Consider the following 15,074-nt stretch of genomic DNA (forward strand, 5'->3'; position numbering starts at 1 on the left):
CTTGTTTGAGTTCGACACAGCGATGCCGCAGCGCTTCGTAATCTGCCTGTTTGTAGGTAGCCATAAAAACCCAAAGCACAAACATTAATGGACTTACTCACGCATCAATAATCAATTCAGTATTTTTTTTGAATACCGCATTCAATCACATCGCTTCGATTAAATTCCGCTGACACAGTTCAGCGAGTACTCCCTGCCGTTATAACATATAAAGCAATTTATGATTTGATAGTGCCGTTAACTAATCTCAGCGTTCGGTCTGATCAAAGCGAGCGCACGAAATCAGGTGAACCTACGCCATGATGAATAGTCCCCTACAAATTGGCACCTGTGGCCTTGGCGGCTCAAAAGCCGCGTATGCAAGGTTATTTTCCTGTGTCGAAATTCAGCAAACATTTTATCAGCCGCCCCAACTCACTACCCTGCAACGTTGGCGAGCGGAGGTACCAACAGACTTCGAGTTCACCCTGAAAGCCTGGCAGCTTATCACACACCCGGCCAAAAGTCCAACGTACAAACGGCTCAAACGAAATCTTTCGGAACAGGAGCGGGCAGAAGTCGGGTATTTTAAATCCACCGCCATCGTTGAGGAAGCCTGGCACTATACGTTGGCCTGTGCTCAGGCATTAGGCGCTAAAAGGGTACTGTTTCAGTGCCCAGCCAGTTTTACCCAGACGCCTGAGCATATTCAGAATCTGGTCCACTTCTTCTCCCGCATTGAGCGGAAGGGCCTCACCTGCTGCTGGGAGCCCCGTGGTCCCTGGGACAAGCCTGTGATAAAAGCCTTATGCCAAGACCTTGACTTGTGGCATGTGGTTGATCCCTTTACCACGATGAGTGTAACCCCGGAACAGGTTTACTTTCGGCTTCATGGCCGACAGGGCTGGCGGTATCAATATGAGTCTGATGAGTTGTCGGATTTAACGGAGCTAATACCTAAGGATGAAGTTGGATACGTTTTCTTCAACAATATTCACATGAGGCAAGACGCTTTATTATTTAAGCAACTACTCAAGGCAGGTTCTAATTATTGATGGGTGAATAAACCTTACAAGAAACGTATAATTCAGGCGACTATTAATCGGCGAACCAACAGCCTGGAAATCCCCTACCGAGTGGTTTACTCCGCTTCTTTTAGCTTTTTCTATCAGGGGCAGTGAGTGGGCTTATGAGCATCGTAAGAAATGAAAAAATTAATCCAGGTCAACCGAGCCAACCGAAATACCACTGGGGTTAGCAAAATGATTAAGCTGATTAAAATGGCTAGAAAGTAACCCAACTCCATCGCTAGCAGCACTTCCATTACGATAAAACAACCCACAATCAAGGCCGTATAATAGGCATAACTTACGTACAGGGCACCGGTATAGTAGCCCGGCTCCCGCTCAAAACGTTCACCACAGCAGGCACATTGTGGATTCATCTCATCAAACCGTTTAAGATTATAAGGGTTACTGACAGCAAAGAAGCTGCCCTGCTGACAACGAGGACAGGTGTTGAAAAAGATGCTGTATAGTTTTGTGCCTTTGCCCATGAGATGATAGAATTTAGTAGGTAATGGAGAGCCCATCCCGATTGACCGACGCGTCAGGAAGGGCGCGTTTCTTTACATGACCAACTAGGTGGGCACTTTGTTTTCCACTAGTATACTGGCGGCTCTTATTGAATTCCTCACCAGCCGTCGCCAGTGTATGCTGGGTGGCTGAAAGACCAAATTAGCTACGGCGGGAGCCTAAATCAGGCAATGTAAAACTTATATTATTTATAGGAGCTGCTAACAATTGTTGCCAAATGAAGCTGATGACGAAAATTAAACGAATCGAAGAAGTAGCGTCAGTGTGATGCTGAGTCGTAGAATGACCCATCAGTTAATTTCCGGGCAACGATCAGTTCAACTACCAGGCTGAATGTATAGCTTTCAGTATGGTAGTTGAACTGATCGTTCAAAAAAACCACCAGTTAGGGAGCAACATCCCCTACCCGGTGGTTATCAGCTATGTTGTAGCCATTCGTAGGTAGAGGGCCATTAGCATGACGCCCATAAAGAAATTCAGCCGTAGACTTAACATCTTTAGGGGTTGGCGGTTAAGCTTATCACATCTAAAACAAGTCAAGGAATGGAAGAAGTAGAAGTGCCACCGGAAGCAGAAGCCATTTTACTGGGATATACCGAACAGAATAACTCCGCTGGAGCCAGTGAAATAAAAGCGTTTTACAAGGGCAAAGCTCAAAATGGAAACAAACTGGTTGGTCAGGCGGATGGCTACCAAATTAAATATGACCAAAACGAAGATAAGTTTTACATCGTTACCTAACCCGCATTGCTCCCTGGGTAGTCTGCTTTAAGGGAGCGACTGCCCGTTTTCTCGATCAGGTTGCGACGACTAAAGTCACGGGGCGGCACCGTTCAGCCGCTAGTAGCCAAAAGCGCTACTCAACCAAGTAAACCAGGCCATCTAACCCGTTTTGACTGGGCGTGTTTAGCGGTTCCAGACTTGACAATAGCCATCAATGGATCATTCTGCCGAATCACACGGCAGAATGACACCACCCGTTTTTAGGTTCTCTTATTTTGCGTTTGGCCCGAGCCTAATCCTCATCATTCTCTTTACTACTAAACATGACCAGCGTTCCATCTGTTTGCTGAACGGTCTACAGACCGACTACTCAACAGATAGAACGAATGAATTACATATACGCGCTGATTATCAGCCTTTTACCGCTAAGTGCCTGGGCGCAGAAAATACCCAGAGCAACCAACGCTAAGATTAAAATAACCGAAATCCTGAAGGACCCCGAAGCCGCACCGCCCAAGCTGTTTCTGAACTGTCAGAACGTAAATTGTTTTGATGACTATGTGCGCACCCAGCTTTCGTTTTTCGACTTCGTCCGGGATCGTCAGCTCTGCGATATTGAAATCCTGACCACTCAGCAAACTACCGGTGCCAGCGGCTCGGAGTACACCCTGACGCTGCTGGGCCAAAATCGCCAACAGGGTTTAATTGATACGCTCCGCTTCACTACCCGTCAGACCGACACCGACGCCATGATCCGCCAACGCTTTGTGCAATCGCTTCGGCTGGGCCTGGTGCGGTTCATGACCCGAACCAGCTTTATGCAGCAGGTCCTTGTCACCTTTCCCAAACGAAAAGCCGAACCGGATGACAAACCCAAAAGAGACCCCTGGCACTTTTGGGTTTTCATCCTGAGCGCCAATGCATCAGCCAACGGCGAAAGTAACCATAAGTACCTGTCTCTTAACGAAGATGTTAAGATCAACCGCGTGACGCTGGCTTCTAAGTTCAACTTCGACGCCTATTACAACACCACCCGCAATCGGTATGATGTAAACGAACAAACCATTGACGTTAAAAATATTGAGTTCGGGCTCTCGGCGCTGTATGTGCGTAGTCTGTCGGAACACTGGTCGGTGGGGGGCCTCTACAAAGGCTATCATTCCATTTACCAGAATATGGCCTTCTCCCAGAGTGTGTCGCCAGCCCTGGAGTATAATCTGTTTCCCAACTCGGAAGTGACCCGGCGTCAGTTCCGCTGGATCTATCAGATTGGCCTTCGCTCCCTGAGCTACATTGACTCAACAGTGTATAATAAAACCGCAGAGACACTGCCGTTCCAGCAACTGACGGGCATCTTCGCCATGACTGAGCCATGGGGTTCGCTCAACGCCAGCATCGCAGGCTATCAGTTTCTGCACGATCTGAGCAAGAACCGACTAACGTTTCAAACGACCGTTTCGTGGCGTATCCTGGAGGGGCTGATGTTGCAACTTAACGGGGAGGTTAGTTTGATCAACAATCAGATTTCACTGGCCAAAGAGATTGGAGATCCCAACCAGTTTTTGCTGGGTGGGCGGCAGTTGCCCACCCGGTTTAACTATTCGTCGTCGGTGGGGCTGAGCTTTACGTTTGGTTCGATCAACAACGCGGCCGTCAATCCGCGCTTTACTAACGTCGATTTTTGAGCATAAGCACCCGGATTTCCGTTGATAATCACTGAAACCAGTATTCAACTAATGAAGGCTTTTCTGAACGCTTTGTGAGCAACGTTTATAATTAACAAGAGGTCAACTTATCAGCTGTTCCGTGGCTATTTATAGTTGGGTATAATGAAAAGAAAGATTGCCTTATCTCCTTTCCAACTACGTGACATCACAACCTTATCTTTCTAAACTCAAGTCAGCAAAGGCGCTCAGTTGAGGAAGCCTTTTTCATGGTAATAAAGAACCTGTTTACACTTTTATTTTTCAAGTAGAATTAGGTGGTTTTGTCAAGTTTGTCTGCGGAAAGCGGTTGGCGTACTGCCCGTATACTTCCTGAACTGCTTACAAAAGTGACTTTCATCCGTGTAACCAAATTCATCTGCAATCTGGGCCAGGGTTAACGGGCTATACAGCAGTCGGGCTTCAATGAGTTTAATTCTGTGTTTGATGATGTATTTCTTGAGGGATTCACCCGTTTGCTTTTTAAAAAAGAGACTAATATAAGCTGGCGCATAATGGAACACATCGGCTAAGTGCTCGATACTGAGTTCTTTAGGCTGGTAGATGTGTTGCCGTACATACATCAGAATCGCTTCCACCGAAGCGTTGATGCCGGGCTTTACCAATGTCTGGCCAAAGAGATTTCGAGCCAGGATTATCAGCATACTTCGCATCAGGCTGTCCCGAATAATGGCAAAGTAGGGCGACTGATTGCGCTCATACTCTTCTTCCAGCACCATCAGCAGGTGGTGTAGCTTCTGCTTCTCCTGTTTATCGACAACAATAGAGCCACGACTCTGGGAAGAGGTTGTCAGCAAGGTATGTATGATCGGCTGCCAGGGGCTGTCTTTGTCCACCACAGGATGCTTATGACTCGATTCGTTGAAGCGAATAAAGCAGAATTCGGTTACCTCCTGAATAACAAAATCATGATAATCCTCTGGCCCTAACAGAAATACATCACCCTGGCTATAGCCAAACGTATTACCGTTGATATGGTGAAGACCCTTGCCTTTTAGTATAAAAATAATCTCGAAGTAGGTATGCTTATGAACTGCATGCAGCCAGGTTGTAGCCTCAAAGTGATAAATGTTAAAGGGCGTGTGCAGTATATATCGTTTCATCAGCCAATACAGAGTTATAAACATACCAGTAAAGAATGGATTTTTACAATTTGTCCAACTTTATCCTGTCTTAGTTTTGCTACCAGTTAACGAGTTCCCCTACCAAAAAAAGTATATATATGAAATACCTTGTTTTACTAACACTCAGTTTGATAGCCATTTGTATACTGCCATCCATGCATAAGCCCGACGAATGGGAACCGCTTTTGGATAAAAAATTATCTCGATGGGAAAATTACCTGAGCTATGCGCATACGCTTGACTATAATGGAAATATACCCAAAGACGCAGCAGGTAATCCATTAAAACCCATTGGTTATAACAAAGACGACACCCATGTTTTTTCCGTCCTGGATGAAGCGGGTGGCCCCGTCCTGCGGGTGAGTGGTGAGAAATATGGATGCCTGTTTACGCGCCAGTCATACGAAAATTATCACCTTGTCCTTCAAGTCAAATGGGGTACCCAAAAGTATGAACCCCGAAAAAGTAAACTGCGCGATTCGGGCATACTCTATCATTCCATTGGGGAAGCGGGTGCCGAATACTGGCGTTCCTGGATGCTCTCGCAAGAGTTTCAGATTATGGAGGGGCATATGGGTGACTTCTGGTGTCAGGCCAACTCCGCCATTGACATCCGTTCTTTCCAGTCTGAAGGTGTTATGAACCGGGTGGCAGACGAGAAGCAACCTTTTGGCACCTTTAAAAAGGGCAGTGATTCCTATTGCCTTCGGTCAGCAAATTACGAAAGTCCGGCAAGCGAATGGACAACGCTGGAACTGATCTGCTTCGAGGGGAAGAGCCTGCATATCGTCAACGGACACGTGGTGATGGTACTGAAAGACTCGCGCTATACGAAACCCGATGGGCAGGATGTGGCTATGAGAGAAGGTAAAATTCAGCTACAAAGTGAAGCGGCTGAAGTATTTTATCGGGACATTCGTATCAAACCACTGACTGCAATGCCCAAAGCGTACGCAGGCTTATTTTAAACGTGGCTTTTTATCATGATGCCTACTTGCATCATGATACCTTTTTCATTCCTTCTCCAGCTCACTATACCAAACTGATCAGTCACCAAAGGTGGCAATGGAGCTATTGTTAATGAGTTGGATAGGCTTCAGTAGCTGACCAATTGTACGGTGCTTTGTGGTTGACCTTACCAAGTTGGTGAATCGCCCAGATGCTATCAACCGTCAAGTTGCGGGGGTGAAGCGTTCCAAAATCGGGGGTAAACAGGTGGGTGGCCTCAACTCCGGTTAAAACCGGCTCGTCAAAGGTGGCAAGAACATGACGGGCCCTAATTATGCCTTACATTGTGTCGTACTTAATAAACACGCTGTTTTTCTTCAATCGCTGAATCTTATGAAACGAGTGACGGGTATAGGTGGCATCTTCTTCAAAACTAAAGATCCACACGCAATGCGCGACTGGTACAGTCAGCATTTAGGCCTTACTACGGATCAACATGGTGCCACCTTTGAATGGCGCGAAAGTCAAGACCCTGCCCAAAAAGGCGTTACCACCTGGAGTCCTTTCCCTGAACAGACCTCTTACTTTAGCCCCTCGTCGAAAGAGTTCATGCTTAATTTCCGAGTAGCTAATTTAGAAGAGTTGTTAGTGCTTCTTCGGCAAGAAGGTGTGGAGGTGATTGGTGAAATGGAGGTGTACGAGTATGGTAAATTTGGCTGGATACTCGATCCAGAAGGCAACAAAATTGAACTTTGGGAGCCAGTTGCCAATGAGCCTGATAAACTAGTGTAAGGAAACAATTTTTGGCTAACGGACCGTCCCTGCTTAGCCTATTGCCACGTATACGGCCGTAAATCCCAACCTTTCCAGCCGATGAAGCGTCCTCATCTTAAAACTAAAAGTAGCTGAGAAGATGTGTTTTAACAGTACCACAAATGTGAGCTACCCTGTTGGTTCGGCAGGCCCCACAAAATTGCCTTAAAGCGGGTGCCAGGTAAGACTGTTCCGGCATCCAGCGAAGAGTTTACTGAGCCAGTACGTGTACTATGCCTTCTCTAAAAGCACCGCCCAACGGCGGTGCTTTTTATTGTCCGTCAGCGTACGCCACCTGTCCGTTTCTGGACAAAACGATGGTTCTCAGATACGCTAAAATGGCCTCTACTGCGCTGAGGTCGCACTCCAAGAGTTTGGCAAGGCATTTGACATACAGAAATAGATGAAATAAAATGAAGCATCGAACTCTAGCCATTACGGTATGCGACGGAATGATTTAGGTGAGTTTGAAGAAGTCGTTTTATTGGCGGTAGCCGCGCTTTCGCCCAAGGCGTATTCGGTTGTCATCGCTGAAGACCTTGAACGGGAAACCGGGCAGACCGTCAGTACAGGAGCAGTACATGCGGCCCTGCAACGGCTCGAGACTAAAGGATACCTGACCTCACGGCTGGGCGAGGCCACTGCAGAACGCGGTGGTCGCAGAAAGCGGCTGTTCACCACTACAGCGCTGGGCGGGCGGGTGCTAAGCGAGGTGCAGGCCGTCCGCAACCGGCTCTGGGAGCGTATCGCTCCGCAGACCATACTCAAATGGAGTTAACCTACCGGCCGCATGAACCCAAAGGACTCGAATCAACAAAGGATACCGGCTCCCCAAAAGTGGCTCGACAAGCTGCTGAACTGGCTGGTAGCGCCCCACCTGCGCGAAGAAGTGCTGGGCGATCTACACGAGCGCTTTTCCTTGCGAGTGGCGCAGTGGGGTGAAACCGTTGCCCGCCGGTATTGGCGAGCGGTACTGGCCTAGGTGCAGCACCGCTTCAGCAAACGTGAACCACCAGAATGCCCAACGTCTTTTCTAAGCTGGGTAGCCGAGTACCATTGGGGAAAGGAAGTGGCAATCAACACTATGAAACTCGTCGTAGACTGGGCCAGACAACATTTAGATTGGGTGCGCTTGTTTGCTATGTGTTTTGAGTCAGACATCGGGTTGCAAAAAGCGCTGAAAAAGAACGGCTTCCAGTTAGAGGAGATTCGGCAAAAGGCCGTTATCAAGCAGGGAATTGTACAGATGATTGGTTGTGCGTCCCGATCCCATAGAAAAATGTAGGCGTATCTATAGTCTGCTTTCAAATGCATGAATCCATCGGACTAGTAGCGTCAATACGCTGCACTCCAACTCCCGGACTTACGTCTTTAGCGACAAGGGGAAGCCGGAGGTAAGGGAGTAATTTATCCGGGTTATTAAAACACGCCATACGCAACCCATTTCTTCCCTCCTCACGAAAGACTTCCACGTAGAAAGCACCTAAGTTATACAAGGTCTGGTAGCCGCCTTCAATCTCCAGGGCAGTAATGTAGACGCCCCATAGCTGGAGGGCGCCTTCCTGAAGCATGCGGGGTAGCTGGCGAAAATGAGCTTGCGTAATTGACATAGGGCGCACGTTGATACCATAAACGACGTTCCTTGCATCTTGTTATCAAGAACCAGCTAGTGGTTAAGCGTATGATACATCTACTGTATAGAATTTACACCCACTCATCATCACCCAGAACGGTAGCGCAGTTACTAAGTCAGTAGTGGGCATTAACGTAACGCAAGAAAAGCCTTATTACATAGCCCGGTACCACTAACAGCAGGGCCGACACGTTTTATCCACGCAATGGAAGATGGGCATCGGGAAAGCCGCTAACCTATTGATTACCGTTACGAGTCAGGTATGGCCGGGCACCCACCCCATGTTCTGTCTGGCTGTTGACGGCAGGGAGTTGGCCTAACCGGTCGTAAAAGACTCCCCTGAACCAGCTAAATTCGTGTAGCTACCCGAATTTATTTTACATTTGTATTCTATGAATTATACAAATTACACCGCTACTTTTTTCTTGCGCCAGGGAGGGCAACCGCGTAATTAAGGATGAATCAGATGAATACATTTCGCGTCCTGTTGAGTGACGATGACGAAGATGATTGTTACTTTCTGACGGCCATTTTCAACGATCTATACGGAGATCAGGTGCAGATCAGCTGTCCTTCCAGTGTGCTCGCCTGTCAGCGCCTGCTCGTCGAGCCCGAGCCGCCCCATCTGATTGTGCTGGACTTTAATCTGCCCCCAGCAAACGCCCTGGACCTCTTAGATTGGATGGCGTCTCAGCCCCACTTGCAGTCGGTGACAACCGTGTTGTGGTCGTCCCGCATCAGTGAGCAAGAGCAAGTGGCCTGTTTACAGGCCGGTGTGGTCAAGGTGATACCAAAGCAATCGGACTACATAGCCATGAAGGAGGTAATCCGGTCTGTAGTGGCTCAGTGGATACCCGAAGCCTATGCCCATAGGCAGCGAACCGATCCACCCGCGACCGCCCTGAGCTAACACTCTTTACGCTCCCCCACTGAGTTGGATAGTAACTATTCTGGTGGCTCTTCCGACCGGGCCGGGCTCGCCCCACCCTCCGGTAGATAGACCCGAAACGTAGCCCCCTCGCCCGGCTGGCTGTCAGCGGTGATCCAGCCGCCGTGGTTCTCAACGACCCGCTTGCAGATGGCCAGACCGATCCCCGATCCGGAAAATTGCTTGTCGCTGTGCAGCCGCTGAAACGCTTCAAAGATGCGATCGAGGTACTGCACATCGAAGCCAATGCCGTTATCAGACACCCCAATCTCCCAGTAAGCGCCTGGTACAGCCGTCGGAGCCCCAGCGGGCAGTTCTCCTCCCGCAACAAGCCGACTGCTAATGGTCACCTGCGCCAGGCCACCACCGGGCTTCTGGCTAAACTTAATAGCGTTACTGATCAGGTTTTGCAATAGCTGCCGCAACTGGGTCACCTCACCCGGCAAGGTCGGTAGCTCACCAACTGTGATCTGCACCCCCGACCGGGTAATAGCTGTTTCAAGATCGTCCAGTATCTCATCCACCAGCCCGGACATCGACACGGGCGCAACCACCGTCGGGGCGTTGCCAAGCCGGGCGTAGCTCAGCAGCGCTCGAATTAAGTGAGCCATCCGCCGGGCCGCCACCTGCATGCGTTGCAGGTAGTTGGCTCCCTGCTCATCCAACTCTTTGGCGTACAGTTCCACCAGCAGATTGCCAAAGGCCTCAATTTTACGCAGCGGTTCCTGTAAATCATGACTGGCCACAAAGGCAAACGATTGCAGGCTGGCGTTGGAGCGCTGCAATTCCTGGTTCGCCCGCTCCAGTGCCTGAGCTTGCTGCTGTTGGGTCAACTGGGCTTCCTTGAGAGCCGTTACATCCAGAAAACTTACCAGCACCCCATCCTCCTGTTTGACGTAGCGGCTATCGAACCAACCCTGAACGCGATCCGATTGAAAGTGCCGAAGGCGCGACAGCGGCTGCCCACTGCGCACCACTTGAACCAGATCTTCGTAAACCCCATTGGTTCGGGTAACCGGGGAATGAGCCAAGAGCGACACCTGAAAAAGTTCATCCGCCTGCCGGCCCGCTACCCGATCGTTGACCGGGTTGGATAAAGTATAGATAAAGTCAATAATCTCACCGGCCGAGTCACGGACGGCCTGATAGAGAACCAGGCCAGTGGGCACGTTATGGATGACGGCCCGCAGCAAGTCGGCACTTTGGCGGGCTACCACTTGCGCCTGTAGCCGACGGGTAAGCGACTGCTGGATAAGCCCATAAGCCTGCCAGAAAGCGAGCAGCGCCAATCCCCCGATCAGGCCGGTTAAGCCCAGGGTATAGCGATTGGCGTTCTGGGCCCGTTGCTGGCGGGTTTTGAGTAAGGCCTGCTCAACAGCCGTCATGGACCTTACGTGCTGGCGTACAGCGTCCATGCGCTGTTTACCCTGCTGAAACAGAGTGTGCGAAGCGGGGGATGCGGGCAGAGGTTTGGTTCGGACAATCCGATCGACGATGGCTACTTTGGCCTTTGCCAGCTGGTTTAACTGGCGGACCCGCCGTTGCTGGGCAGGGTTATCAGCTACTAGCTGGGGCAGGGTCCCTAGATTGCTTTCGATCTGGGACCTGGCTTGTCGGTAGGGTTCAAGAAACACACTATCCTGAGTGGCCGCGTAGCCCCGGGCCCCCGTCTCGGCATCGACCAGCAAGGCTTCAACGGCCTTGACATGATCCATGACCTGATAGGTATGAACCACCCATTGGTTGTCTTCCTCCTGCCGATGTTGCTGGTAGGCGAGCAGGAGTAAACCCAGTATTACTAAAAAGCCAGCGATGATTACGCTGAGGTCAATCCGAATCCGGTCTTTAATTATTTCTAACGAATGCGGCATGCAAAACGAGCGAAAGAAGCGAATTACTTATTTCCAACTAAGTCTATATGAATAGAGTATACTAAGTTAGTAATGATCATCATTCCGGCGATTTTGCCGGTACAAATAATTTATTAACTAAGCCATTTTCTATCGCAACGGGGGCGGCTTTCAGAGCTTTGTGTTTTTTTTAGCACGTCAGGTTAAAATCTGGCTTGGGTCTCCACCTCGGTTGGACCACTCGTGCGGACGGAGCCAAAGAATAAAAATTCAGCTTCCCTCCCCGTTACCCTACAGCCAGTCATGGTTTGAAACGTAACGTTTTCATGGACGCATCAAGCGGTTAAACTAGTAAGGGAGAAGAGCAGCTTTCTTCTGATAGATGTCCAGATATGGAAGGTTTTCGTGAACGATGGTAGTGGCAAAATCTCAAGATTTATCAATAAACCAACCCAATATGTATTGATGGGGACTACCATTTTTGAAACCTATATAAGCGTATTTCAGGATACAAGGTACCCCGTGATGGAGATACTATATGGCTTTACAACAGTAACTCAGTATTCAGGATTTTTCACTCCACTTTCGGCCAGCCCTGAGCGTCCCACCGCAATGGTTTGATCAGCAGCTTGGATTTGCCATTGTCTGTGGCATCGTAACCATGGTATACCAGATAATCTTTGCCCTCGTAGGTGTAGGTCGAATTATGGCCAACGCCGTACCAATCTTTATCACCTGCCAGCACGAGCGTTCCACCACCCTGCGTCATCATTTTACCGTTCTGATCGAGGTAGGGACCCGTGATACTGGCTGACCGGCCGACCATCAGCTTATACGTACTTTTTGGCCCACGGCAACAATAGTCGAACGAGACAAACAAATAGTAAAAACCATTTTTTCGGAAGAGAAACGGAGCCTCGACAGCCCCATTAGCCGCTTCTCCGTTTTCAGTGGTGTCTGTGCGCGGTCGGCTGGCTAATGTATACCATTCCGAAGGAATGGCCGGGCCGGTTAGATCATCGCCTAATCGAACGAGCTTGATACCACCCCAGAAGGAGCCAAAGGTCAGCCAGGCGTGCCCGGTCGTATCAACGATCAAATTCGGGTCAATGGCGTTCCAGTTGTCTCGACCGGGTATTGACTGGATAACCAGTCCCCGATCAATCCATTGGTAGTTGGGGTCAGCCGGATTTAGTGTCTTATTGGTTGTCAAGCCAATAGCCGACGAATTTTTCCCAAATACCGACGAGGAATAGTACAGATAATAAATCCCCTTGTGAAACGAAATATCGGGTGCCCAGAAGTCATTGGGACGCGTTGCCGGATTGGTCTGCGTTGTCCAGGTGGGGGCCGATTCAAAAACCGGCTTTTCACTTTTCCAATACCGTCGGTCCGTCGATGACCAGACGCGAATGCCTTTACCGGTCGCAAAGACGTAGTAGGTACTGTCCTGCCGAATCATAACTGGGTCATGGACCGGAATTAACGGAACTGTTTGTGCCCGGGCTATCCCGGAGAAAAGCAGTAGCCCGATCATACCGAACAGAATATTATAAGAGCGCATCATTTTGGTAGCAACAGGAAGGTAGAGGGAAGGTGTCAATGGTAAATTAAATCATCGAACTCGGCCATACCAACTTTTATGTGAAAAGCGCCTACTGAGCCGTCAAAATATCCTCCCAGCGTGTGGTGTAACACGGTGAGAGGTACTGTGGCTTCATGGGCCAATCGGGATTGTATTGCTGGGAGGCCATCCGCAGTTTATCCCGCCCATAGCGGCCATTGAGTCTATCTACCACACTGCCCAGCTTTATCCACCGCTCGTCGGGACCCTCGACGAATACGCCTTTCTGCCGGTAGTCGGCAGGCACCAGATCGGACAGAATAATCCCGACTTTTTGGTAATTATACCCGAAGGCAAAAATCGACCGAAGCGACTCCTGGGCATAGGTGAGTAATTCGGCTGTGCTGTTGGTCGGATGGGGCAGTTCGACGGTGCGGCTGTTGTAGTACGCTTTGGCGGGCTGGCCATTCCCGGGTGTTTTGCGGAATCGGTTCGTGTGGAGGAATACCGTGACCGTACCACATAACGAACGCTGACGACGCAGCTTCTCACAGGCACGGGCCAGGTGAGTCGTCAGCGCATCATTGATCGTATTCAGGTCAGGAATCACCGTACCGAAACCAGGGGCCGTACAGATGGTTTTTTTCGGTAGGGGGCTCACGTCCAGCATGCGACACGGCACCCCGCGCAGTTCGTACACCAACCGTAGCCCGTTGACGGTCATCACCTGCGCCACCCAGTCGTCAGGCGCATCCCGCAGTTGAGCCGCAGTCTCGATGCCGTTCTTTTTGAGCTTGCTGGCATAGCGACGCCCGACGCCCCAAAGATCACCAACAGGAAACCCTGCAAGCGCTTCGTTGACCGCTCCTTTATTGTCCAGTATACATACGCCACCCAGTTCGGGATGTTGCTTGGCCAGGCGATTGGCCAATTTCGCTAAGGTCTTGGTGGGTCCAAACCCGATCGATACCGGAATACGCAGACACTGTTTGACCGTATCGCGGATCGCCTGCCCCAGCCCCTGATACGTTGGGTACAGGCTCTCATACCCGTCGACTTGCAGGAATGCCTCATCGATCGAGTAAACTTCCACATCCTCCACGAATTGTGTCAGTAAGCTCATCAAACGTGAGGAGGTTTCGCCGTAGAGCGTATAGTTGGAGGAGAAAACGGCGATGTCGTGCTGTTGCCGAAGCTCTTTTGTTTCGAAGAAAGCAACGCCCATTTTTATCCCTAGTTCTTTTGCTTCATTCGAACGCGCGACCACATTTCCATCGCGGTTCGATAGTACGATGACGGGCTTTCCTTCCAGCGTTGGATTGAAGCTTCGTTCTACTGAGCAGTAAAAGTTATTAGCATCAACGAGGCCGTACATACCTGGGTGGTTTAGACACGACGTAGGTTACCACACCTAACACCAGGAACTGATCCTGTTGAAGATGCACGTAGATGGGTAGATAACGCTCGTTACTGGATTCGAGCATGATCTGTTTACCCTGCCGGACGAATCGTTTAACGCAACATTCTCCGTTGACCCAGGCCACGATCACGCTACCGGTTTGCACGGGAACAGCGGAATCAACCACGAGTATAGAGCCGGGAAAAATATAATCGCCAATCATACTTTCGCCCGTGGCTTTGACAAAGTAAGACGTTTCTATGTTGGGCACACAGAGATCCTGCAAGTTGAGTCGGCGCTCAATGTGGTTTTCAGCAGGACTGGGAAATCCTGCCTGTACGCCAGATGAATAGAGCGGAATCGGTGTTCGGTCAGACGGATCAATCCGGTATATATTCTCGAGCGGAATGGCGTCAATGGCTTCTATCATAGCATCAATGAATACAAAGAGTCGCTATATTAAAGTTTTGTTATATATAATACAAATATTGCATAACTGTAGACACTCTAAATCATGACTGGAAATCAACAAGAGTTCTTCGGAGCACGGGCATAGAGAGGACAACTGTATAGATGTGGTGTGAAGTCATTCGATGAACGACGTACACAGTTATGAATTACCATTACCAAACTCAATTGGCAATGAGAAGACGCCGAGTTGACGAATGACATAACCAAGTGGCAACAATTTCCGTAAAATCAACCCAACTAATTGAGGACGAAGACAGTACGCATGTGGGTAATCCTCCTACAAATTGTCTACCGTTGGTACAGAAGTACGCGTGTTAATTGCC

The 15,074-nt window shown here is 49.5% G+C and carries 16 protein-coding genes; 9 read left to right on the plus strand and 7 right to left on the minus strand.

The window, feature by feature from the left end:
• Positions 1 to 299: 299 nt before the first annotated feature.
• The gene (locus tag FH603_RS15235) at positions 300 to 1,034 is read left to right on the plus strand and encodes a DUF72 domain-containing protein (protein WP_235985618.1); all 735 of its coding nucleotides are present in this window, start codon (positions 300 to 302) and stop codon (positions 1,032 to 1,034) included.
• A 113-nt stretch (positions 1,035 to 1,147) separates the two neighbouring features.
• Here the strand turns inward: FH603_RS15235 and FH603_RS15240 are convergent, their stop codons facing one another.
• Positions 1,148 to 1,534, minus strand: a complete 387-nt coding sequence (locus FH603_RS15240) for a DUF983 domain-containing protein (protein ID WP_186738395.1) — start codon at positions 1,532 to 1,534, stop codon at positions 1,148 to 1,150.
• Between the two features lie 583 nt (positions 1,535 to 2,117).
• Here FH603_RS15240 and FH603_RS15245 point away from each other — a divergent pair.
• Positions 2,118 to 2,315, plus strand: coding sequence for a hypothetical protein (locus tag FH603_RS15245; RefSeq protein ID WP_186738396.1), 198 nt, complete (start codon positions 2,118 to 2,120; stop codon positions 2,313 to 2,315).
• Between the two features lie 368 nt (positions 2,316 to 2,683).
• The gene (locus FH603_RS15250) at positions 2,684 to 3,982 is read left to right on the plus strand and encodes a hypothetical protein (RefSeq protein ID WP_186738397.1); all 1,299 of its coding nucleotides are present in this window, start codon (positions 2,684 to 2,686) and stop codon (positions 3,980 to 3,982) included.
• A gap of 305 nt (positions 3,983 to 4,287) precedes the next feature.
• Here FH603_RS15250 and FH603_RS15255 read toward each other — a convergent pair whose 3' ends face one another.
• Positions 4,288 to 5,124 carry a helix-turn-helix domain-containing protein gene (locus FH603_RS15255; RefSeq protein WP_186738398.1) on the minus strand — a complete coding sequence of 279 codons (837 nt, stop codon included), beginning with the start codon at positions 5,122 to 5,124 and terminating at the stop codon, positions 4,288 to 4,290.
• Between the two features lie 119 nt (positions 5,125 to 5,243).
• Between FH603_RS15255 and FH603_RS15260 the strand changes: the two genes are divergently transcribed.
• The 5 genes from FH603_RS15260 (at position 5,244) to FH603_RS15280 (ending at position 8,191) form a co-directional block, all read left to right on the plus strand.
• Positions 5,244 to 6,113, plus strand: a complete 870-nt coding sequence (locus tag FH603_RS15260) for a 3-keto-disaccharide hydrolase (protein ID WP_186738399.1) — start codon at positions 5,244 to 5,246, stop codon at positions 6,111 to 6,113.
• Positions 6,114 to 6,486: 373 nt separating this feature from the next.
• Positions 6,487 to 6,885, plus strand: coding sequence for a VOC family protein (locus FH603_RS15265; protein WP_186738400.1), 399 nt, complete (start codon positions 6,487 to 6,489; stop codon positions 6,883 to 6,885).
• Positions 6,886 to 7,348: 463 nt separating this feature from the next.
• Positions 7,349 to 7,684 (plus strand): PadR family transcriptional regulator, encoded by a 336-nt coding sequence (locus FH603_RS15270; protein ID WP_186738401.1) that lies wholly within the window; start codon positions 7,349 to 7,351, stop codon positions 7,682 to 7,684.
• Positions 7,685 to 7,696: 12 nt separating this feature from the next.
• Complete coding sequence (locus FH603_RS15275) at positions 7,697 to 7,888, plus strand: permease prefix domain 2-containing transporter (protein WP_222439553.1); 192 nt, start codon at positions 7,697 to 7,699, stop codon at positions 7,886 to 7,888.
• Positions 7,889 to 8,191, plus strand: a complete 303-nt coding sequence (locus FH603_RS15280) for a GNAT family N-acetyltransferase (RefSeq protein ID WP_186750424.1) — start codon at positions 7,889 to 7,891, stop codon at positions 8,189 to 8,191.
• Positions 8,192 to 8,210: 19 nt separating this feature from the next.
• Here the strand turns inward: FH603_RS15280 and FH603_RS15285 are convergent, their stop codons facing one another.
• Positions 8,211 to 8,516, minus strand: coding sequence for a hypothetical protein (locus FH603_RS15285; RefSeq protein WP_186738403.1), 306 nt, complete (start codon positions 8,514 to 8,516; stop codon positions 8,211 to 8,213).
• Between the two features lie 489 nt (positions 8,517 to 9,005).
• Here FH603_RS15285 and FH603_RS15290 point away from each other — a divergent pair, with 489 nt between their 5' ends.
• Positions 9,006 to 9,449 (plus strand): response regulator, encoded by a 444-nt coding sequence (locus FH603_RS15290; RefSeq protein WP_186738404.1) that lies wholly within the window; start codon positions 9,006 to 9,008, stop codon positions 9,447 to 9,449.
• 35 nt (positions 9,450 to 9,484) lie between these two features.
• Here the strand turns inward: FH603_RS15290 and FH603_RS15295 are convergent, their stop codons facing one another.
• The 4 genes from FH603_RS15295 to FH603_RS15310 form a co-directional block, all read right to left on the minus strand.
• Positions 9,485 to 11,338, minus strand: a complete 1,854-nt coding sequence (locus FH603_RS15295) for a sensor histidine kinase (protein WP_186738405.1) — start codon at positions 11,336 to 11,338, stop codon at positions 9,485 to 9,487.
• A gap of 553 nt (positions 11,339 to 11,891) precedes the next feature.
• On the minus strand, positions 11,892 to 12,884 hold the full coding sequence (locus FH603_RS15300; RefSeq protein WP_235985616.1) for an arabinan endo-1,5-alpha-L-arabinosidase: 993 nt from the start codon (positions 12,882 to 12,884) through the stop codon (positions 11,892 to 11,894).
• A gap of 88 nt (positions 12,885 to 12,972) precedes the next feature.
• Positions 12,973 to 14,256, minus strand: coding sequence for a Y-family DNA polymerase (locus FH603_RS15305; protein ID WP_186738406.1), 1,284 nt, complete (start codon positions 14,254 to 14,256; stop codon positions 12,973 to 12,975).
• On the minus strand, positions 14,240 to 14,710 hold the full coding sequence (locus FH603_RS15310) for a LexA family protein (protein ID WP_186738407.1): 471 nt from the start codon (positions 14,708 to 14,710) through the stop codon (positions 14,240 to 14,242). Before FH603_RS15310 ends, FH603_RS15305 begins: the two co-directional genes overlap by 17 nt.
• Between the last annotated feature and the right edge of the window lie 364 nt (positions 14,711 to 15,074).

The sequence above is a fragment of the Spirosoma utsteinense genome (genome assembly GCF_014282275.1).
Classification (GTDB): Bacteria; Bacteroidota; Bacteroidia; order Cytophagales; family Spirosomataceae; genus Spirosoma; species Spirosoma utsteinense.